This is a genomic window from Pseudomonas oryzihabitans NBRC 102199 (assembly GCF_000730625.1).
Classification (GTDB): Bacteria; Pseudomonadota; Gammaproteobacteria; order Pseudomonadales; family Pseudomonadaceae; genus Chryseomonas; species Chryseomonas oryzihabitans.
Genome location: NZ_BBIT01000002.1, coordinates 188,462 through 208,145 on the forward strand (window position 1 = coordinate 188,462; position 19,684 = coordinate 208,145).

Consider the following 19,684-nt stretch of genomic DNA (forward strand, 5'->3'; position numbering starts at 1 on the left):
GAAAAACGCCCGGCGAGGCCGGGCGTGAAAAAGAAGGCAGCCTCAGACCCGACGGGCCTGCTCGGCAGCGTTACCGATATAGCCGGCCGGGGTCAGCTGGCGCAGTTCGGCCTTGGCGGCTTCAGGGATTTCCAGGCCGTCGATGAAGTCCTGCAGGGCGCTGGCGCTGATGCCCTTGCCGCGGGTCAGCTCCTTGAGCTTCTCGTAGGGGTTAGCCACGCCATAGCGGCGCATCACGGTCTGCACCGGCTCGGCCAGGACTTCCCAGCAGGCATCCAGGTCTTCGGCGATGCGCGCGGCGTTGAGCTCCAGTTTGCCGATGCCCTTGAGGGTGGCTTCGTAGGCGATCACGCCGTGGGCCAGGCCGGTGCCCAGGTTGCGCAGCACGGTGGAGTCGGTCAGGTCGCGCTGCCAGCGGGAGATCGGCAGCTTGCTGGCCAGGTGCTGGAGGATGGCGTTGGCGATGCCCAGGTTGCCTTCGGAGTTCTCGAAGTCGATGGGGTTGACCTTGTGCGGCATGGTCGAAGAGCCGATCTCGCCGGCCACGGTCTTCTGCTTGAAGTAGCCGAGGGAGATGTAGCCCCAGACGTCCCGGTCGAAGTCGATCAGGATGGTGTTGAAGCGGGCGATGGCGTCGAACAGCTCGGCGATGTAGTCGTGCGGCTCGATCTGGGTGGTGTAGGGATTCAGGGTCAGGCCGAGGTCGTCTTCGATGAAGGTGCGCGCATTGGCCTCCCAATCGACGTCCGGGTAGGCGGACAGGTGGGCGTTGTAGTTGCCCACCGCGCCGTTGATCTTGCCCAGCGGGCGGATGGCGGCGATCTGCTCGATCTGGCGCTCCAGGCGATAGACCACGTTGGCCAGTTCCTTGCCCAGGCTGGTGGGGGAGGCGGGCTGGCCGTGGGTGCGCGAGAGCATGGGCACGTCGGCGAAGCGATGGGCCAGCACGCGGATCTCGCCGGCGATCTGGCGCATCAGCGGCAGCAGCACCTGGTCACGGCCTTCGCGCAGCATCAGCGCGTGGGACAGGTTGTTGATGTCCTCGGAGGTGCAGGCGAAGTGGATGAATTCACTCACCGCGGCCAGTTCCGGCAGGCCGGCGACCTCTTCCTTGAGCAGGTACTCGATGGCCTTGACGTCGTGGTTGGTGGTGCGCTCGATGTCCTTGACCCGCTGCGCCTGCTCGACGCTGAACTCGGTGGCCAGCTTGTCCAGCAGGGCATTGGCCTCGGCGGAGAAGGGCGCGACCTCGGGAATGCCCGCGTGGGCGGCCAGGCGCTGCAGCCAGCGGACCTCGACCTGGGCGCGGAAACGGATCAGGCCGAATTCGCTGAAGATGGGGCGCAGGGCGGCGGTCTTGCCGGCGTAACGGCCGTCGATGGGCGATACGGCGGTGAGCGAGGAGAGCTGCATGGGCATTCTCTTGGTAGCGGGGGAGAAAGGGGCGGAATTCTACACGCAAAGACCGGGGCTTTAGTACCGCCGCCGGCCGGTCCGGGATCAGCCGTTGCGCAGGGGATAGAGGTTGTCGAGCAGCTTGCGGCGATTGAGCACCAGTTGCCAGCGGTGACCGCCGAGCTGGCGCCACAGGCGGGCCGAGCGAATGCCGGCCAGCAGCAGGGCACGCACTCGCGAGGCGGTGGCTGATTGCTGCAGGTAGCGCATCTCGCCGTGCACCTGGATGCGCTGCTTGAAGGTGCTCAGGGTGTCCTCGTAGAGACCCCCGCAGGCAGCGATGACGTTCTCGTGAGCGACCCCGAAGTGCTCGACCTGGGACTGGATCTGGGTGAGGCGCCGGCCGATGAGATCGAGCAGGTCGCCGCGCTTCTCCAGCTTGCGTTCCAGGGCGGTCATCGCCAGGGCGTAGCGCAGCGGCTCGCGCTGCAGGCTGTTGGGGTTGCGCTCCAGGGTGCTGGAAAGCGCGCCGAGGCCCTCGCGCAGAGGCGCGACCTGGCCGCCGTAGACCTCCAGGGTGCTGCCCGGATCGCGCACCAGCAGGCTGCCGAGCAGACAGGCGAGGGGTTCTTCCGCGACCTGGCCGGTGCGTGCCAGCTGGTCGACCAGCACGGCGGCCTGGAAGACGCCGCCCAGGGCGATGAGTTGTTCCTGGGTGCGATTCATGCGGCGGGCGCCTCGGCGCAGGCGGGTTGATAATGTTCGATCACGCCGCCGCCCAAGCAGACGTCGCCGTCGTAGAAGACCACCGACTGGCCGGGGGTCACGGCGCGCTGGGGTTCGTCGAAGACTACCCGGTAGCCGGCGCCCTGGCGCTCGATCTGGCAGGGCTGGTCCTGCTGGCGATAGCGGACCTTGGCGGTGAGGCGGCGCGGTTGGGCGAGCTCCAGGTCATTGACCCAGAACATCTCGCTGACGGTCAGGGCCTCGGCGAACAGCCAGGGGTGGGCATTGCCCTGGCCGACGATCAGCACGTTGCGGGTCAGGTCCTTGCTCAGCACGTACCAGGGATCGTCACCGGCGTCCTTCATGCCGCCGATGCCCAGGCCCTGGCGCTGGCCGATGGTGTGGTACATCAGGCCGTGGTGGCGGCCGATGACCTCGCCGGTGGTGGTCTCGATGTCGCCCGGCTGCGCCGGCAGGTACTGCTTGAGGAAGTCGCTGAAGCGACGCTCGCCGATAAAGCAGATGCCGGTGGAGTCCTTCTTGCGCGCGGTGGCCAGGCCATGCAGCTCGGCGATGGCGCGGACCTCGGGCTTTTCCAGTTCGCCCACCGGGAAGAGGGTGCGCGCCAGCTGCTCGCCGCCCACGGCGTGGAGGAAATAGCTCTGGTCCTTGTTGGCGTCCAGACCCTTGAGCAGCAGGGTCTGGCCGTCGACGTCGCGACGGCGCACATAGTGGCCGGTGGCGATCAGGTCGGCGCCCAAGGCCAGGGCATAGTCGAGGAAGGCCTTGAACTTGATCTCGCGGTTGCAGAGGATGTCCGGATTCGGCGTCCGGCCGGCCTTGTATTCGGCGAGGAAGTGCTCGAAGACGTGATCCCAGTACTCGGCGGCGAAGTTGGCCGTGTGCAGCTTGATGCCGATGCGGTCGCAGACCGCCTGGGCATCGGCGAGGTCTTCCTTGGCCGTGCAGTACTCGGTGCCGTCATCCTCGTCCCAGTTCTTCATGAACAGGCCCTCGACCTGATAGCCCTGCTCCTTGAGCAAGAGGGCCGAGACCGAGGAATCCACTCCGCCGGACATGCCGACGATGACGCGGGTGCCGTTCACTTCAAAAACCTCTCATATCTACGATCATCGACAGGGGATAGCGGTGCCCGTCCAGGTACTTCTCGATGGCGTCCAGGACCAGGGGGCTGCGCAGCCGGGCCTGCTCGGCGCGGATCTCGTCGAGGGTCAGCCACACCGCGCGGGTGATGTCGGCGTCCAGGGCGCGCTCCGGCTGGTGGGCCAGGGGGCGGGCATGGAAGGCCGTGCGATAGTAGGTGACGCCATTGGTCGGGGCGACATAGAGGCCGATGCCGATCACGCCCAGGATCTCCACCTGCCAGGCGGTTTCTTCCAGGGTTTCGCGCCATGCCGCCTCGATCAGGCTCTCGCCCGGCTCCAGGTGCCCGGCCGGCTGGTTGAGCACCAGGCGACCCTGCTTCTCTTCTTCCACCAGCAGGAAGCGACCGGCGTCTTCCACCACGGTGGCCACGGTGACGTGGGCGTGCCAATCCATCTCGGACTCCGCTATCGGTAATCGCGCAGTATACGCCTTAAGCTTTGCGTGCCCCAAATGCAGCGAACCCCGGCCGGGGCCGGGGTTCGCTGTGATCACCCATTCAGGCTGCGGATGCAGCCCTCAGGTTCAGCCCTTGAGCTGTTCCAGGGCGGCATTGAGCGTGGCGCTCGGACGCATGGCCTGGCGGGTCTTGGCCTGGTCGGGGTGGTAGTAGCCACCGATGTCCACGGCCTGGCCCTGGACGCCGTTCAGCTCGGCGACCACCTTGGCTTCGTCGGCGGTCAGCGACTTGGCCACCGGCTCGAACTGGGCCTTGAGCTGGGCGTCTTCGCTCTGCTCGGCCAGGGCCTGGATCCAGTACAGCGCCAGGTAGAAGTGGCTGCCGCGGTTGTCCAGTTCACCGGCCTTGCGCGACGGCGACTTGTTGCTGTCGAGGAACTTGCCGTTGGCCTGGTCCAGGGTCTTGGCCAGGATCTTGGCCTTGGCGTTGCCGGTGGTCTCGCCCAGGTGGTTCAGGGATTCGGCCAGGGCCAGGAACTCGCCCAGGGAATCCCAGCGCAGGTGGTTTTCCTGCACGAACTGCTGGACGTGCTTGGGCGCGGAGCCGCCGGCACCGGTCTCGAACAGGCCGCCGCCGTTCATCAGCGGGACGATGGACAGCATCTTGGCGCTGGTGCCCAGTTCCATGATGGGGAAGAGGTCGGTCAGGTAGTCGCGCAGGACGTTGCCGGTCACCGAGATGGTGTCCTCGCCCTTGCGGATGCGCTCCAGGGACACGCGGGTGGCTTCCTCGGGCGCCAGGACACGGATGTCTAGGCCGTTGGTGTCGTGGTCCTTGAGGTAGCGCTCGACCTTGGCGATGACCTGGGCGTCGTGGGCGCGGTTCTGGTCCAGCCAGAAGATGGCCGGGGTGCTGCTGGCACGAGCGCGGTTGACGGCCAGTTTGACCCAGTCCTGGATCGGCGCGTCCTTGGTCTGGCACATGCGCCAGATGTCACCGGCCTCGACCGGATGCTCGAAGACCACCTTGCCCTGGTCGTCGGTCACGCGCACGGTGCCGTCGGTGGGGATCTGGAAGGTCTTGTCGTGGGAGCCGTATTCCTCGGCCTTCTGCGCCATCAGGCCGACGTTGGGCACGCTGCCCATGGTGCTGGGGTTGAAGGCGCCGTGCTGCTTGCAGTCCTCGATCACCACCTGGTAGACGCCGGCATAGCAGCGGTCGGGGATGATGGCCTTGGTGTCCTGCAGGTTGCCTTCGGCGTTCCACATCTTGCCGGAGTCACGGATCATGGCCGGCATGGAGGCGTCGACGATGACGTCGCTTGGCACGTGCAGGTTGGTGATGCCCTTGTCGGAATTGACCATGGCCAGGGCCGGGCGCTGGGCGTACTGGGCGTCGAAATCGGCCTTGATGGCGGCCTGGGTGGCTTCCGGCAGGCTGGACAGGCGGGCGTAGAGGTCGCCGATGCCGTTGTTGCGATCGAAGCCGGCTTCTTTCAGGGCGGCTTCGTGCTTGGCCAGGACGTCCTTGTAGAACTCGCCGACGATGATGCCGAACATGATGGGGTCGGAGACCTTCATCATGGTGGCCTTCAGGTGCACGGAGAACAGCACGCCCTGGGCCTTGGCGTCTTCGATCTGGGCGGCGATGAAGCTCTGCAGAGCCTTGCGGCTCATGGTCGAGGCGTCGACGATCTCGCCGGCCTTGACCGCGGTCTTCTCTTTCAGGACCTTGCTGCTGCCGTCCTTGCCGATCAGTTCGATCTTCAGGCTGCCGGCGTTCTCGATGGTGGCCGAGCGCTCGCTGCCATAGAAGTCATGGGCGTCCATGTGGGCGACGTGGGACTTGGAGTCGGCGCTCCAGGCACCCATGCGATGGGGGTGCTTGCGGGCGTAGTTCTTGACCGACAGCGGCGCGCGGCGGTCGGAGTTGCCTTCGCGCAGGACCGGGTTCACGGCGCTGCCCTTGACCTTGTCGTAACGCGCCTTGACGTCCTTTTCCTTGTCGTCCTTGGGCTCGTCCGGATAGTCCGGCAGCGCGTAGCCCTGACCCTGCAGTTCCTTGATCGCCGCCTTGAGCTGCGGGACCGAGGCGCTGATGTTGGGCAGCTTGATGATGTTGGCTTCGGGAGTGGTGGCCAGTTCGCCGAGTTCGGCGAGGTGGTCAGAGATGCGCTGCTCTTCCTTCAGGTACTCGGGGAAGAGGGCGATGATGCGGCCGGCAAGGGAGATGTCACGGGTTTCGAGGGCGACGCCGGAGGAGGCGGTGATGGCCTCGACGATGGGTAGCAGCGAATAGGTCGCCAGGGCGGGCGCTTCGTCGGTCAGGGTGTAGATGATCTTCGACGTGGTGGACATGTCTTGCTTTAACTCCTCTTTATCACAGCTGTGGCGCGAAGCCGGGCGAGCGAGGATCGACCCTTGAGTCGATAGACGCCCCAAGAAGGCGTTATCGGGCCGCGCGACAGGCGCGGCGGCGATGGACGTGCGATGCGACAAAGCGTCGCTGCGGAAATTGCGGGATCGGCCGATACAGCCAGCGGAACCGGCAGGGCCTGCAGCGACCCGTCAGTCGGCGGAGTATATCAGCGCGGCGCCTGGCGTGCATTCGTACTGCCGCGGCCTGGCTGTGGGCAGATGTTGCGGCTGTGACGGGTCTGGTAGAAGCGCACAGCCGCATCGAGCAACCAGGTCAAGAGGCTTGACCATTCGACGGCTGGCGCTGCACGGCAGTTGCTTAAGGGACTAAACTATTGCCCCTCTTAATCTGATGAGGTCGTTATGAAAACCAAGGACAATGCGTCCAAGAGTCGTTCCTGGGCTATCGTCGGGCTGGAAACGCTCGTGATCGTCGCCCTGTCGCTGTACGTCGCCTTCGGTGCCGGGCTGTTCATCAAGCACCACTGCTGGGACACCCTGACCCCGCAGCAGCAAGACCAGATCCTCGAGCAGATGAGCCGCAGTGCTCAGGAAAATACCCTGCTCACCTGATTCGCCTTCGCTCGAATCCCTTCTTTTCAAACAATAAGAATCCTTCTTTTTTCTCCCGCGCACTCCCTGGGTGTCGAGGTGGCCTCGTCACGTCCGCTTTTCTAGCAGACCAGGTGTTTGGCTGGACTCACGGGGGCGGTGGGGGTTGCCTTGGGCAGCACGCTGGGCGAGGAGGTCGCCACGGGTCTGGCACGACGTGCCAGGCGCAGCATGGCCCAGAGTATGGCCAGCGCCAGGGCCAGCCAGCCCAGAATCAGAAGAAGGATGTAGGTCGCAGGAGTCATTGACGTTCACCGTACGGCTGTCTCGGAAAGGTGTCTCTGCTGGGACACATTTCACTAGACTCGTCAATAGCTATCCTGTTCAGGCTTTCCCGACGAGGGGTCCGACCGGGCGCCGCCGATGCGGCGCCCGGTCGGCGCGGATCACAGGAACAGGTGCGCCAGCCAGAACAGGCCGGCGGAGAGGGCCATGGAGGCCGGCAGGGTCAGGACCCAGGCCATCAGGATGTTGCGCACCGTACTGCCCTGCAGGCCGCTGCGATTGGCGACCATGGTGCCGGCCACGCCCGAGGACAGCACGTGGGTGGTGGAGACGGGCAGGGCGAAGACGTTGGCCATGCCGATGGCGGCCACGGCCGTCACCTGGGCGCTGACGCCCTGGGCATAGGTCATGCCTTGGCGGCCAATCTTCTCGCCGACGGTCAGCACCACCCGGCGCCAGCCGACCATGGTGCCGATGCCCAGGGCCAGGGCGACCGCGATGATGACCCAGAAGGGCGCGTATTCGGTGGTGCTGGTGAGGTCCTTGCGCAGGCGGCTCAGGTCGTCGCGATCGCGCGCGGTCAACACCGGCAGCTTGCTCACCTTCTTGGCGGTGTCGTCCAGGCACAGCAGGTAGCGGCGCACCTGCTGGCGATGGTCGTCGCTCATGGCGCGGTAGTCGGTGATGCCTTCCAGATCGGCCAGCAGTGCCTGCAGGGTCGGCACGGTCATGTGCGGGGCGCAGCGGAATTCCTGGGGCAGGTCGCGATTGCCGGGCACTTCGGCGAGGAAGTCCTTGAGGTTGTCGCCCTGGCGCTCGTAGAACTGACCCAGGTGGATGGCGGCGTCGCGGGTGCGCTCGATCTGGTAGGTGGTGCTGTCCAGGTCCAGTACGAACTTGGCCGGGACGATGCCGATCAGCACCAGCATGATCAGGCCGATGCCTTTCTGGCCGTCGTTGGAGCCGTGCACGAAGCTCATGCCCATGGCCGAGAGGACCAGCATCAGACGATTCCAGAACGGCGGGTGCTTCTTGGCGTCCACTTCGCGGCGCTGTTCCGGGGTCTTGTGCATCTTCGACAGCGGCCGCCAGCGCTTGAGGGCAAGCAGCAGCAGGCCGGCGACGGCGAAGCCGGCCAGCGGCGAGAAGATCAGCGACAGGCCGATGTCGATCGCCTTCTGCCAGTTCACCCCTTCGCTCATCGGGATGCCGGTGAGCAGGGCGTTGGTCACGCCGACGCCGAGGATGGAGCCGATCAGGGTGTGGGAACTGGAGGCGGGGATGCCGAAGTACCAGGTGCCCAGGTTCCAGGTGATGGCCGCGGCGAGCAGGGAAAACACCATGGCCAGGCCGTGGCCGGTGTTGACGTTGATCAGCAGCTCCACCGGCAGCAGGTGGACGATGGCGTAGGCGACGCCAACGCCGCCGAGCAGCACACCGAGGAAATTGAAGATGCCGGAGAAGAACACCGCGAGGTGCGGCGGCATGGCCTTGGTGTAGATCACCGTGGCGACGGCGTTGGCGGTGTCGTGGAAGCCGTTGATGAATTCAAAGGCCAGGGCCAAGACGAGGCTGATGGCGACCCAGGCATGGAGTCCGCTGAAAAGTTCGAACATGGGGATACGTCGACAGTTGGCAGGCGCGAATTATGGCAGAAAAATGACTGCCGCCATCGCCACCTTGAATGGGAGGGGCGAATTAGTCGCCGCGGTAGATGCAGCCGCAGGTGCAGGTCTCATGGACGCGGACCTGGCTGAGCTCGGGCAGCTGGGGCTTGAGTTGTTGCCAGATCCAGCGGGCGAGCACCTCGCTGGTAGGGTTCTCGAGGCCCGGGATGTCGTTCAGGTAGTGATGGTCGAGACGCTCGTACAGGGGTTTGAAGACGGCCTTGATGTCGGCGAAATCCCGGACCCAGCCGGTATGGGGATCGACCGCGCCTTCGATGTGCAGGCCTACCTTGAAGGAATGCCCATGGAGACGGCCACACTTGTGACCTGCCGGAACATTGGGCAGGAAGTGCGCGGCTTCGAAAATGAATTCTTTGAAAATTTCCACGATAACCACTCGCGTTGGGCCACGGGGTGTGGCGGCTGCGGGGCGGCAGTCTATCAGCTCGACAGCGCCTTGCCGAACCTCCCGCTGCCCGGCAGCGGCCAGCGGCTAGCCCGGCATCGACCAGGGTTCCAGCAGATGGCCGTCGTGCGCCAGTTCCAGGCGGGTCCGTTCGATCAGCGCGGCGAGGTGGCCGGCATGGCTGTACTGGCTGCGGGCGACGTGGGCGACCGAGGCCAGGACCTGGCTGCCGTCCGTCACCGCGAAGGAAAAGCTGGCGTCGCTGGGGTCTTCACGGACCTCGCCGTGCAGCGGCAGAAAGGCCTTTTCGACGATGTGGACGGCGCGGGCGAGATCTATGGTCATGGACGGATTCCTCTGCAGATCGCCTTCTATAGAGGACCGGGTGGCGGAGAAATTCTGATTTGCCAACGCCTGCGGGCTTAGGCAGTCTCCCGGTCTTTGTCTGGACGTTTCCCCATGCGCAACAGCAATCCTCGTACCTTCTGGGCTCTGGTCGGCCTGGCCGCGGTCTTCGGTCTCGCCGGCCTGATCGGCAATCGGGTGGGCTGGGAGCGACTGGAGATCGGCTATCGGACGGTGCCGTCGCCCAGTGGCCTGGACATCGGCGTGGCGGGGCAGGTCATCACCGGTCTGCCGTCGCTGTGCATAGCCCTGGCGCTGGTCACCATAGTGACGGCGCTGATCATCCGCGGTGGCCGCCGCTTTCGTTCGCGGCTGCCCCTGCCGGTGACGGCGGCCATTCTCTGGGTGCTGCTGGCGGGCCTGCTGGTGCTCTTCTATCCCAGTACCCTGGCGTTCCAGTGGGAGAACCATCGCAGCGCGGCGGACATCGACTTCTATGTGCTGCAGGAGCGCCAGGGTCCGTTCCAGGGCACGGTGCAGAAAAGCCAGCGCCTGACCTACTACCGCGACTGCGGTGCCACCGGGCAGACAGCCTGCCCGGTGTTCGAGTGCGTGGTGGAAAGACGCAGCTGGCTGGGTGGTCTGCAGAAGATCGAAGGCTTCTACCCGGGGCTGGACCAGGAGCGTCAGTTGGAGCTGCTGCGCACCCGCTGCCTGCCCGGCACGCCGTGACCGACGAAACCGCCGGTCTGGTGGCGCCATAGGCGTGCATAGAGACCGTTGTAGGCGATCAGCTCGTCGTGGGAACCCATCTCGACGATCTGGCCGCGCTCCATGACCACCAGGCGGTCCATGCGCGAGATGGTCGACAGCCGGTGGGCGATGGCGATCACCGTCTTGCCTTCCATCAGGGTCTCCAGACTCTCCTGAATGGCCGCTTCCACCTCGGAATCGAGGGCGGAGGTGGCTTCGTCGAGCAGCAGGATCGGTGCGTCCTTGAGCAGGGTGCGGGCGATGGCGATGCGCTGACGCTGGCCGCCGGAGAGCTTGACGCCGCGCTCACCCACCTGGGCGTCCAGGCCGGTACGGCCATGGGCATCGGTGATGCGGGCGATGAAGTCGTCGGCCTTGGCCTTGCGCAGGGCCGCGTGCAGCTCCTCGTCGGTGGCCTCAGGGCGGCCGTAGAGCAGGTTCTCGCGAATCGAACGGTGCAGCAGCGAGGTGTCCTGGGTGACCACGCCGATCTGGCATCTCAGGCTTTCCTGGGTGACGTGGGCGATGTCCTGGCCATCGACCAGGATGCGACCGCCTTCCAGGTCATAGAGGCGCAGCAGGACGTTGATCAGGGTGGACTTGCCGGCGCCCGAGGGGCCGACCAGGCCGATCTTCTCGCCCGGGGCCACGTCGAGGGTCAGGCCTTCGATGATGCCGGCGCCCTTGCCGTAGTGGAAATGGATGTCCTCGAACAGCACGGCGCCACGGCTCACCTGCAAGGGCTTGGCGTCCGGGGCATCGCCGACCTGGCGCGGTTTGGCGATGGTGCTCATGCCGTCCTGCACCATGCCGATGTTCTCGAAGATGCCGTTGACCACCCACATGATCCAGCCGGACATGCTGTTGATACGGATCACCAGGCCGGTGGCCAGGGCGATGGCGCCCACGCTGATGACGCCCTGGTGCCAGAGCCAGAGGGCGAGGCCGGTGGTGCCGGCGATGAGGAAGCCACTGAGGATGGCGATGGTCACGCCCATGGCGGTGATCAGGCGCGCGGCGCTCTCGGCCTTTTCGGTCTGCTCTTCCATGGCCTGGCGGGCGTATTGCTCCTCCTGGGCGGAGTGGGAGAACAGCTTGAGGGTGGAGATGTTGGTGTAGCCGTCGACGATGCGTCCGGAGAGCTGCGAGCGGGCTTCGGAGGCGATGGCCGAGCGCTCCTTGGTCTGGGGCACGAAATACCAGAGGGCGATGACGTAGCCGATGATCCAGAGGACCAGGGGCACCATCAGCCAGACGTCGGCCTGGGCGAACAGGATCAGCGAGGTGACGGCAAAGATCAGCACGTGCCAGATGGCGTCCACCGCCTGCACCGCCGAATCGCGCAGGGAGACACCGGTCTGCATGATGCGGTTGGAGATGCGCCCGGCGAAGTCGCTGTGGAAGAAACCCAGGCTCTGCTTGAGCACATAGCGATGGTTCTGCCAGCGGATCAGGGTGGTGAGGCTGGGGGTGATGGTCTGGTGCACCAGCAGGTCATGCAGGCTGATGAACAGCGGCCGGATGACCAGGGTAACCACCGCCATCCAGATCAGGGTGCCGCCGTGCTCCTGGAAGAACACCGTGCTGTTGGGCGCGCTGCCGGCCAGGTCGACGATCTGGCCGATGAAGTTGAACAGGGCGACCTCGATCAGGGCGCCGATCAGACCGACCGCCAACAGCAGGGCGAAGGCCGGCCAGGCTTGCTTGAGGAAGTGCAGATAGAAGGCGCCAACGCCAGTGGGCGGCATTTCATCGGGGGCTTCCCGAAATGCATCGATGAGGCGTTCGAAGCGGCGAAAGATCATGCGGGGTCCTTGTGAGGAGGAGACGGCGTCTCGCACTGGGGCCTCGCCTGGTTGACCGGACGACCGCCAGCGGATCGTCCGGCAGGACGGGTCGGCTACAGCCGTTTGGCAGCGAGAATCATGACCGGTTCACGGGGAATGTCGCGCAGCATGCCCTGGCGGGTGGTCTGCACCCCGGCGATCTGGTCGACGACTTCCATGCCGCGCACGACCTTGCCGAACACCGCATAGCCGAAGTCGCGCGAGCCGTGGTCGAGGAAGGCATTGTTCTCGACGTTGATGAAGAATTGACTGGTAGCGGAATTGACGTCCGAGGTCCGCGCCATGGCCAGGGTGCCACGCAGATTCTTCAGGCCGTTGTCGGCTTCGTTCTTGATCGGCGCCTTGGTGCGCTTTTCCTGCATGTCGCGGGTGTAGCCGCCACCCTGGATCATGAAGCCGGGAATGACCCGGTGGAACAGGGTGCCCTTGTAGAAGCCGCTGTCGACGTAGCCGAGGAAGTTCTCGGTGCTGACCGGTGCCTTGGCCGCGTCCAGCTCGACCTCGATGTCACCCTTGTTGGTGCTGATGAGCACGTGCGGATTGTCCGCGGCCCAGGTGGAGGAGGCGACAAACAGCGCGCAGGCGGCAAGCAGGGCTTTGAACATGATGGATCCTTGAGTGGCGGAGACGACTGGCGAACGATAGCAACCCGGCCGGCACCCCGCCACGGTCAGCGTGGCAGGGCATGCTTGCGCAGCAGGTTCATGAGGATCTGCGAGGCCGGGCCCAGCTCGTGCTGGCGGGTCTTGTAGAGCTGGAAGGGATGGAAGCGCTGGGCGCCCTGTTCCAGGGGCAGCGGCTTGAGCAGACCGGCCTCGAGATCGGTCTGGATGGCGTCCCGGGGCAGCCAGGCGAAGCCCAGGCCGTCACGCAAGAAGGTCGCCGCGGTGCTGATGCTGCCCACCGTCCAGCGCTGCTCGGCGGCCAGCCAGCCGGCATCCCGTGGCTGGGCGCGGCCGCTGTCGCGGATCACGATCTGCAGCTGTTCTTCCAGATCGGCGGTCACCAGGGTGCGCTGCAGCTGGTGCAGCGGATGCTCGGGATGGGCGACGGCGACGAATTCCACGGTGCCGAGGGAGGCCCCCAGGTGCGCGGCGATGACCAGCCCGGTGATCGCCAGGTCCGCCGAGCCGTCGAGCAGGGCCTCTTCCACGCCGGACAGCACCTCTTCGCGCAGCCGTACCCGGCAGCCACGACTTTGCGGCATGAATTCGCGCAGGCACAGCAGCAGGGGACGGGTGGGGTAGGCGGCGTCCACCACCAGCCGCACCTCGGACTCCCAGCCCTGTTCCATGTGGTAGGCCAGTTCCTCCAGCTGGCTGGCCTGCTGCACCAGGCGGCGCGAGCGGCGCAGGAGCACGGCGCCGGCATCGGTCAGCACGGCGCGGCGTCCCTCTAGGCGCAACAGCGGCACGCCGAGCTGCTCCTGCATGCGCGCGACGGTATAGCTGACCGACGACTGGGAGCGATGCAGCACCTCGGCGGCCTGGGCGTAGCCGCCGTGATCCACCACCGCCTGCAGGGTCCGCCACTGATCGAGGGAAACGCGAGGAGTCTTCATCAAGCGCTCTGGGCTCACGAAAGGGCGCATGTTAGTGCCTAGCCTGGCAATGGCAAAACGCGGCGTCCATCACGGCATGAAAAAATGTCGGCTGGCGGGTCAAATGTCCCGCCGGCGCCAGCCTCCAAGCCTGCCGATGAGTTTCCCACTCTAGGCAAGACAAGGAGTCTCCATGTCGTCATTCAAGGCGTTGCTGGGTTGCTGTCTGGTCATCGCGCCGCTGCTGGTCCAGGCCGAGGAATCTCGCGCGGCGGCCGCCGATCCCATCGATATCGAAGGCATGAACATCAGCCGGACCCTCGACTGCGAGGGGCGCGACGTGTCCCTGTCCGGCGAGGGCAATACCCTGACCCTGAAAGGCCAGTGCGGTGAGGTGTCGGTCTATGGCAGCCATCATCGCCTGGTGCTCGACAGCGCCCGGGCGCTGACCATCCATGGCCTGGGCAGCGTGACCACGGTCAGGGGCGCCGTGGCCAGCCTGAGCATCGGCGGCGGCTATCAGCAGGTGCAGGCCAATGTGCGCGGCAGCGATGGCCTGGCCAAGGTCGATGCCTACGGCTACGGCGCCAAGGCGCGCCTGACCCTGCTCAGCCAGGCCGACATCGCCGTGGGTGGTTCCAGTCAGCAGGTCTACTGGTCCCGCGCGGCCGGGGTGGCCGAGCCCAAGACGCTGGTCTCGGGTGCCGACAACGTACTGCAGGCCAACCAGTCGGTGGCGGGCCTCACCGGCGGCGAACCCTCGGGCCTGAACGCCACCCGCTAGGCCGTGAAGGGCCGGGGGTTTCCCTCGGGCGGCGGGCACGTTAAGGTCGCGCACCTTTTTCGTGCGTCGCCGTCATGCCTTATCTCCTGCTCGTCACCCTCATCTGGGCGTTTTCCTTCAGCCTGATCGGCGAATACCTCGCCGGTCGGGTCGACAGCGACTTCGCCGTGCTGGTCCGCGTGGCCATCGCCTTCGTGCTGTTCCTGCCTTTCACCCGCTGGCGCGGGGTGCCGGGACGCTTCGCCCTGGGGCTGATGGCGGCTGGCGCGCTGCAATTCGGCATCACCTATCTATGCCTGTATCGCAGCTTCGCGGTGCTGACGGTACCCGAGGTGCTGCTGTTCACCGTGCTCACGCCCATCTACGTGACCCTGCTGGACGACGCCTGGCAGCGGCACTTGCGAATCTGGTCGCTGCTCGCCGCCGTGGTGGCGGTGGGCGGCGCGGCCTTGATCCGCTTCCAGCCGCTGACCGGTGACTACCTGCTGGGTTTTCTCCTGCTGCAGGTGGCCAACCTGACCTTTGCCGCCGGCCAGGTGCTGTGCAAGCACCTGGGGCATGCCTATGCCGGGCAGGGCGCCCTGCATCGCCATTTCGGGCTGTTCTTTCTCGGCGCCCTGCTGGTGGCGGCGCTGTCCTTTCTGCTGTTCGGCAATCCGGCGCGGTTGCCCGGCACCCTGTTGCAGTGGGGCGTACTGGTGTGGATGGGCGTCTTCGCCACGGCGCTCGGCCTCTACTGGTGGACCCTGGGCTCGCTGCGGGTCAACGGCGGCACCCTGGCGATCATGAACGAAGCCCATGTGCCGGCGGGCCTGCTGGTCAGCCTGCTGATCTGGCAGCACCCGGCCGATCTGCCTAGGCTGTTGCTGGGCGGTGGGATCATCCTGCTGTCGCTATTCATCAATCGTCTGGGGCGTCAGTCATGAACGTGCTGTCCGGCAAGGGCCTGGGCCTTTCGGTGCTGTCGTCGGTGCTGTTCGCGCTGATGCCGGTGTACTTCGCCTGGCTGGCGCCGTTGGACGGCCTGCAGGTGGTGGCCCTGCGGGTGGTCTGGTCGCTGCCCATGGTGCTCCTGCTGGTGCTGCTGCTGCGGGAGGGCAGGGCCCTGTGGGGCACGCTCAAGCGACTGGTGCGCGAGCCCCGGCTATGCCTGGCGATCCCGGCGGCGGCGCTGCTGATGGGCATCCAGTGGTGGGTGTTCGTCTGGGCGACCATGAACGGCGAGGCCATGGCCATGTCGCTGGGCTACTTCCTCTTGCCCCTGGCCATCGTGCTGACAGGCCGGCTGGTCTATGGCGAGCGGCTGCGGCCGCTGCAGCGCCTGGCGGTCGGCTGCGCGCTGCTGGGGGTGGTCAACGAGGTCTGGGTAACCGGGGCGCTGTCCTGGGTCAGCCTGCTGCCAGTGGTGGGCTATCCGCCGTATTTCGTCCTGCGCCGCTGGATGGCGGTGGACGCCTTGTCCGGGTTCGTCCTGGAGATGGTCTGCCTGCTGCCCTTCGCGCTGCTCGCCCTGCACTGGTTCTCGCCCGGCGTCATCCTGCAGCAGTCGCCCTGGCTCTGGGCGCTCCTGCCAGGCCTGGGCCTGCTCAGTGCCATCGCCTTCGCCGCCATGCTGGCGTCGAGTCGCATGCTGCCGCTGAGTCTGTTCGGCATCCTCAGCTATGTGGAGCCGGCGCTGCTGGTGTTCGTCGCCCTCTATGTGCTCGGCGAGCAGCTGCCGGAGGGCGCGATCTGGACCTATGGCCCCATCTGGCTGGCAGTGGCCTGGGTCTGTCTCGACAGTGCGCGCCTGCTGCGCAAGCAGCTCAGGCGCGCGCCAGTGGCGCCCTAGAGCGCCAGGGTCGGGCACTCCGCGGCCGCGAAAAAGAACTCGTCGCAGTTGGGCAGACTGCCGGCGCGATCGACGATGAGGAATTCATCCTCGTCGCGCAGGGCCAGCACAGGGTGGTGCCAGACGCCGGCATGGTAGTTGATGCCCTGGCGGCCATCGGTGCGGAAAACGCGGATGGCGCCGGCATCCGGGACCGTCGCCGGCGGCGCCACCACCACCAGGAAAGGCTCGCCGCGCAGCGGCACGAAGGCCTGGCTGCCGTGGGGATGGCGTTCGAGCATGGCGATGGTCAGCGGATAGTCCAGCCGCCGGGCGCGAAAGATGCTGATGATCGCCGCGCCGTCCGCCGGCCCCGTCTCGACCCGTGCCAGGGCGTGGTATCTCTGGGTCGAGCCGTTGTTGATGGGATACCAGTCCCGGTCCGCCGTCTCTATGACCTCGCCGAAGGGCGCGAAGCCCTCGGCGGTCAGCGGCTCGATGCGCAGTGGCCGGCTCATGCCTGGCCCCGCGCCACCTTGCCGAACAGTCGCAGTCGGCTGACGCCGCCGTCCGGGAAGATGTTCAGGCGCACGTGGGTGATGGGGCCGAGGTCGCGCACCTGCTCGCGGAAGCTGTGCTCCTGGTGCATCTGCAGCTTTTGCGGCGGCAGCAGCTCCTTCCAGAAGAGACTCTGGGTCTCGATCTGACCGTCGGTGCCGCCGCGCACATAGGCGCCCTGGATCTGGCAGCTGTCCGGGTAGTTGCCCTTGAAGTGCAAGGTGTCCACCAGGATTTCCTCGACGATGCCGGCGTGGCCCAGGGCGACGATGATCCAGTCGTTGCCGGGGGTGCGGCGGCGCGCGGTTTCCCAGCCGTCGGCCATGCTGGCGGCGCGGCCCGGATTGAGGATGTTGCTCATGCGGCCATAGTGCTCGTCATTGCAGGCCAGGGCGCGACCGCCGTTGAGGGCGGCGGCCAGATCCAGCACCTCGTCGTCGGCCTGGGCCGACCAGTCGCGGTGGGGGATGCCATAGACCCGTAGGCGGGCCACGCCACCGTCGGGATAGATGTTCAGCCGCAGGTGCGTCCAGGGGCGGTCATCGGCGATGGCATGGTAGTGGTGGCTGTTGCCCTGCATCTCGACGGCCGGCAGCACCTCGGTCCAGGCGGCATCGGCGGCCGGGTCGCCCTCGGCGCAGAAGCAGGCTTCCAGGGAGGCGGAGGGCGGGTAGTTGCCGGTGAACCAGCGGGTGTCGATGTCGACGCCCTTGATCGAGCCGGGCACGCCCAGGCGGATGACCGCATGGTCGTAGCCTTCGAAGCGCTTGCGCCGCGACTCCCAGCCGTCCATCCACTTGCCGTTGTCGTCGTAGACGCCTTCCTTCCACTCCGGCTCGTGGGGCTGGAGCATGCGGTCGGCGGCGGCGAACCAGTCGTCGGTGACGCTGATGACACGGGTGCCGAGGCGGGCATCGGCAAGGTTGAGGTACTTCTCGAAGGGCGCAGCGTAGGTGCGTTTCATGGGGTGCTCTTGTCGGGGGAGGGGTCAGAGGGTCTGCAGGCGGAAGAGGGCGATGCGGTCGATCTCGGCCAGGGCGCGCTGGAATTCCTGCTCCGGACTGTTGGGCAGGCGTTCCTCGAAGGCGGCCAGGATCAGGTGCCGGTTGCTGCCCTTCACCGCCATGATGAAGGGGAAGCCGAATTTGGCGCGGTAGGCCTCGTTGTGGCGGGTGAAGCGTTCGAGTTCGTCCGGGGTGCATTGATCGAGGCCGGCACCGGCCTGTTCGCCACTGCTGGCGGCGGTCAGTTCTCCCGCCAGGGCGGCGCGTCCGGCGAGATCCGGGTGCGCCTGGATCAGCGCCAGCTGTTCGGCCTGGCTGGCGCGGGCGACCTGGGCGGCGAGGCGCTGGTGCAGGGCTTCGACGCTGTCCGGCAACGGCTGGCCCTCGTCGAAGGCGCGCTCGGCGACCCAGGCGGAATGCTCGTAGATGCCGCCAAAGGTCGCGACGAAGGCAGCGCGCTCCAGCTGGCTGGGGGTGACGGTCTGGAAGGTGCTCATGCCGGCGGATGCTCCCGGTGCCAGTGACGGGCGATGTCCACCCGACGGGCGAACCAGACGCGCTCATGGCTCTGCGCGTATTCGAGGAAGCGCTTGAGGCCCACCAGGCGACCGGGGCGACCGATCAGCCGGCAATGCAGACCGATGGAAAGCATCTTGGGCGCGGTGGCGCCTTCTTCGTAGAGGGTGTCGAAGGCGTCCTTGAGGTACTGGAAGAACTGCTCGGCGGTGTGGAAACCCTGGACCTGGGTGAATCTCATGTCGTTGGTGTCCAGGGTGTAGGGGATCACCAGGTGCGGCTTGCCGGTGGGCGTATCGGGTTCCCAATAGGGCAGGTCGTCGTCGTAGGTGTCGCTGTCGTAGAGGAAGCCGCCTTCCTCCATCACCAGGCGCCGGGTATTGGGACCGGTCCGGCCGGTGTACCAGCCCAGCGGTCGTTCGCCGGTCAGTTCGGTGAGGATCTCGATGGCGCGCTGCAGATGGGCGCGCTCCTCGGCTTCGTCCATGTACTGGTAGTCGATCCAGCGATAGCCGTGGCTGCAGATCTCGTGGCCGGCCTGGACCATGGCGCGGATGACCTCGGGGTGGCGCTCGGCGGCCATGGCCACGGCAAAGATGGTCAGGGGCACCTGGTGCCTGGCGAACAGTTCCAGGATGCGCCAGACGCCGGCGCGACTGCCGTATTCGTAGAGCGACTCCATGGACATGTTGCGGACGCCCGGCAACGGCTGGGCGGCGACCATCTCGGAAAGAAAGGCCTCGGACTCCTTGTCGCCGTGGAGGATGTTGCGCTCGCCACCCTCTTCGTAATTGAGCACGAAGGACAGGGCGATGCGGGCGTCACCCGGCCAGCGGGGGTGGGGCGGCTGGGCGCCATAGCCGATGAGATCACGGGGATAGGTCATGGAAGGGGCATCCTGGCAGTCGAGATGTTTTGTATACAATGTTTGGAGACCTTTGCCGAGTCCCAGCAAGAATCCTGCCTAACTGGTCTGACCGGTCTGAAGACTTTCGGCCGGCTGGAACGCGCCCGGGCCGCAGACAGTGCCTCTGGCAGGGCTGTATACAATCGCTGGCTGAAAAACTGTTAGGCTGGCTCATCACCCTGTAGGAGCGCTCCCATGTCCGTTTCTTCCCCTGGCGGTTACTTGACGACCCATGTGCTGGACACCGCCGGTGGCTGTCCGGGCGCGGATATCGTCTTTCGCCTGTACCGTCTGGAGGGGGCCGCGCGGCAGGCCCTGGGTGAAGGGCGGACCAACGCCGATGGCCGCAGCGATACGCCGCTTTTGCAGGGCGACGCCTTCACGGCAGGGGTCTATGAGCTGGAGTTCGAGGTGGGCGCCTACTACCGGCGCCGCCAGGTGGCGCTGGATGAGCCGGCCTTTCTCGATACCGTGGTCCTGCGCTTCGGCCTCGCCGACGAGGGCGCGCACTACCATGTACCGCTGCTGGTCTCTCCCTACAGCTACTCGACCTACCGCGGCAGCTAGCGGCAACTGCTCCGCGGCGGTGCGCTTCCGCCCGAATCGGC

22 protein-coding genes are annotated in these 19,684 nt (G+C 66.2%); 6 read left to right on the plus strand and 16 right to left on the minus strand.

What is annotated here, in order from left to right; all coding sequences use genetic code 11:
- Positions 1–42: 42 nt before the first annotated feature.
- The 5 genes from purB to POR01S_RS02355 all read right to left on the minus strand — a co-directional run bounded on the left by purB (position 43) and on the right by POR01S_RS02355 (position 6,042).
- A complete protein-coding gene (gene purB, locus POR01S_RS02335) occupies positions 43–1,413 on the minus strand; it encodes an adenylosuccinate lyase (RefSeq protein WP_007158881.1) in 1,371 nt (456 codons plus the stop codon).
- Positions 1,414–1,500: 87 nt separating this feature from the next.
- Positions 1,501–2,121, minus strand: a complete 621-nt coding sequence (gene hflD / locus POR01S_RS02340; protein WP_007158880.1) for a high frequency lysogenization protein HflD — start codon at positions 2,119–2,121, stop codon at positions 1,501–1,503.
- Positions 2,118–3,227: a tRNA 2-thiouridine(34) synthase MnmA gene (mnmA, locus tag POR01S_RS02345; protein ID WP_145247990.1), complete on the minus strand. Its 1,110-nt coding sequence runs from the start codon at positions 3,225–3,227 to the stop codon at positions 2,118–2,120. Before mnmA ends, hflD begins: the two co-directional genes overlap by 4 nt.
- Position 3,228: 1 nt before the next feature.
- On the minus strand, positions 3,229–3,681 hold the full coding sequence (locus POR01S_RS02350; RefSeq protein WP_042133495.1) for an NUDIX hydrolase: 453 nt from the start codon (positions 3,679–3,681) through the stop codon (positions 3,229–3,231).
- A 129-nt stretch (positions 3,682–3,810) separates the two neighbouring features.
- Positions 3,811–6,042, minus strand: coding sequence for an NADP-dependent isocitrate dehydrogenase (locus POR01S_RS02355; RefSeq protein WP_042133497.1), 2,232 nt, complete (start codon positions 6,040–6,042; stop codon positions 3,811–3,813).
- A 423-nt stretch (positions 6,043–6,465) separates the two neighbouring features.
- On the opposite strand from POR01S_RS02355, the gene POR01S_RS02360 reads away from it, so the two are divergent.
- Complete coding sequence (locus POR01S_RS02360) at positions 6,466–6,675, plus strand: hypothetical protein (RefSeq protein ID WP_007158876.1); 210 nt, start codon at positions 6,466–6,468, stop codon at positions 6,673–6,675.
- Positions 6,676–6,776: 101 nt separating this feature from the next.
- Here POR01S_RS02360 and POR01S_RS02365 read toward each other — a convergent pair whose 3' ends face one another.
- The 4 genes from POR01S_RS02365 to POR01S_RS02380 all read right to left on the minus strand — a co-directional run bounded on the left by POR01S_RS02365 (position 6,777) and on the right by POR01S_RS02380 (position 9,357).
- Positions 6,777–6,959 carry a hypothetical protein gene (locus POR01S_RS02365; protein WP_042133499.1) on the minus strand — a complete coding sequence of 61 codons (183 nt, stop codon included), beginning with the start codon at positions 6,957–6,959 and terminating at the stop codon, positions 6,777–6,779.
- 141 nt (positions 6,960–7,100) lie between these two features.
- Positions 7,101–8,555 carry an inorganic phosphate transporter gene (locus POR01S_RS02370; RefSeq protein ID WP_042133501.1) on the minus strand — a complete coding sequence of 485 codons (1,455 nt, stop codon included), beginning with the start codon at positions 8,553–8,555 and terminating at the stop codon, positions 7,101–7,103.
- Between the two features lie 82 nt (positions 8,556–8,637).
- Positions 8,638–8,994 (minus strand): 6-carboxytetrahydropterin synthase QueD, encoded by a 357-nt coding sequence (gene queD / locus POR01S_RS02375; protein ID WP_074583066.1) that lies wholly within the window; start codon positions 8,992–8,994, stop codon positions 8,638–8,640.
- Positions 8,995–9,099: 105 nt separating this feature from the next.
- Positions 9,100–9,357, minus strand: coding sequence for a DUF1652 domain-containing protein (locus POR01S_RS02380; protein ID WP_007158872.1), 258 nt, complete (start codon positions 9,355–9,357; stop codon positions 9,100–9,102).
- A 114-nt stretch (positions 9,358–9,471) separates the two neighbouring features.
- Between POR01S_RS02380 and POR01S_RS02385 the strand changes: the two genes are divergently transcribed.
- The gene (locus POR01S_RS02385; protein WP_042133503.1) at positions 9,472–10,089 is read left to right on the plus strand and encodes a hypothetical protein; all 618 of its coding nucleotides are present in this window, start codon (positions 9,472–9,474) and stop codon (positions 10,087–10,089) included.
- Here the strand turns inward: POR01S_RS02385 and POR01S_RS02390 are convergent.
- From POR01S_RS02390 to POR01S_RS02400, 3 genes are all read right to left on the minus strand, one after another.
- Positions 10,044–11,915 carry an ABC transporter ATP-binding protein gene (locus POR01S_RS02390; RefSeq protein WP_027599789.1) on the minus strand — a complete coding sequence of 624 codons (1,872 nt, stop codon included), beginning with the start codon at positions 11,913–11,915 and terminating at the stop codon, positions 10,044–10,046. The genes POR01S_RS02385 and POR01S_RS02390 overlap by 46 nt on opposite strands.
- Positions 11,916–12,010: 95 nt before the next feature.
- Positions 12,011–12,565, minus strand: coding sequence for a peptidylprolyl isomerase (locus tag POR01S_RS02395; RefSeq protein ID WP_027599788.1), 555 nt, complete (start codon positions 12,563–12,565; stop codon positions 12,011–12,013).
- 62 nt (positions 12,566–12,627) lie between these two features.
- Positions 12,628–13,518 (minus strand): LysR family transcriptional regulator, encoded by an 891-nt coding sequence (locus tag POR01S_RS02400; RefSeq protein WP_007158868.1) that lies wholly within the window; start codon positions 13,516–13,518, stop codon positions 12,628–12,630.
- Between the two features lie 172 nt (positions 13,519–13,690).
- On the opposite strand from POR01S_RS02400, the gene POR01S_RS02405 reads away from it, so the two are divergent.
- The 3 genes from POR01S_RS02405 (at position 13,691) to rarD (ending at position 16,112) form a co-directional block, all read left to right on the plus strand.
- The gene (locus POR01S_RS02405) at positions 13,691–14,281 is read left to right on the plus strand and encodes a DUF3060 domain-containing protein (protein WP_007158867.1); all 591 of its coding nucleotides are present in this window, start codon (positions 13,691–13,693) and stop codon (positions 14,279–14,281) included.
- A gap of 74 nt (positions 14,282–14,355) precedes the next feature.
- Positions 14,356–15,207, plus strand: coding sequence for an EamA family transporter (locus tag POR01S_RS02410; RefSeq protein ID WP_007158866.1), 852 nt, complete (start codon positions 14,356–14,358; stop codon positions 15,205–15,207).
- Positions 15,204–16,112 carry an EamA family transporter RarD gene (gene rarD / locus POR01S_RS02415; protein ID WP_027599786.1) on the plus strand — a complete coding sequence of 303 codons (909 nt, stop codon included), beginning with the start codon at positions 15,204–15,206 and terminating at the stop codon, positions 16,110–16,112. Before POR01S_RS02410 ends, rarD begins: the two co-directional genes overlap by 4 nt.
- Here rarD and POR01S_RS02420 read toward each other — a convergent pair.
- The 4 genes from POR01S_RS02420 to puuE are packed head-to-tail and all read right to left on the minus strand — an operon-like array spanning position 16,109 to position 19,055.
- Positions 16,109–16,609, minus strand: a complete 501-nt coding sequence (locus POR01S_RS02420; RefSeq protein ID WP_027599785.1) for an ureidoglycolate lyase — start codon at positions 16,607–16,609, stop codon at positions 16,109–16,111. The genes rarD and POR01S_RS02420 overlap by 4 nt on opposite strands.
- Positions 16,606–17,613, minus strand: a complete 1,008-nt coding sequence (alc, locus tag POR01S_RS02425) for an allantoicase (RefSeq protein ID WP_042133508.1) — start codon at positions 17,611–17,613, stop codon at positions 16,606–16,608. Before alc ends, POR01S_RS02420 begins: the two co-directional genes overlap by 4 nt.
- A 24-nt stretch (positions 17,614–17,637) precedes the next feature.
- A complete protein-coding gene (uraD, locus tag POR01S_RS02430) occupies positions 17,638–18,150 on the minus strand; it encodes a 2-oxo-4-hydroxy-4-carboxy-5-ureidoimidazoline decarboxylase (RefSeq protein ID WP_027599783.1) in 513 nt (170 codons plus the stop codon).
- A complete protein-coding gene (gene puuE, locus POR01S_RS02435) occupies positions 18,147–19,055 on the minus strand; it encodes an allantoinase PuuE (RefSeq protein ID WP_042133509.1) in 909 nt (302 codons plus the stop codon). Before puuE ends, uraD begins: the two co-directional genes overlap by 4 nt.
- Before the next feature lie 216 nt (positions 19,056–19,271).
- On the opposite strand from puuE, the gene uraH reads away from it, so the two are divergent.
- A complete protein-coding gene (gene uraH, locus POR01S_RS02440; RefSeq protein ID WP_042133511.1) occupies positions 19,272–19,643 on the plus strand; it encodes a hydroxyisourate hydrolase in 372 nt (123 codons plus the stop codon).
- Positions 19,644–19,684 lie beyond the last annotated feature (41 nt).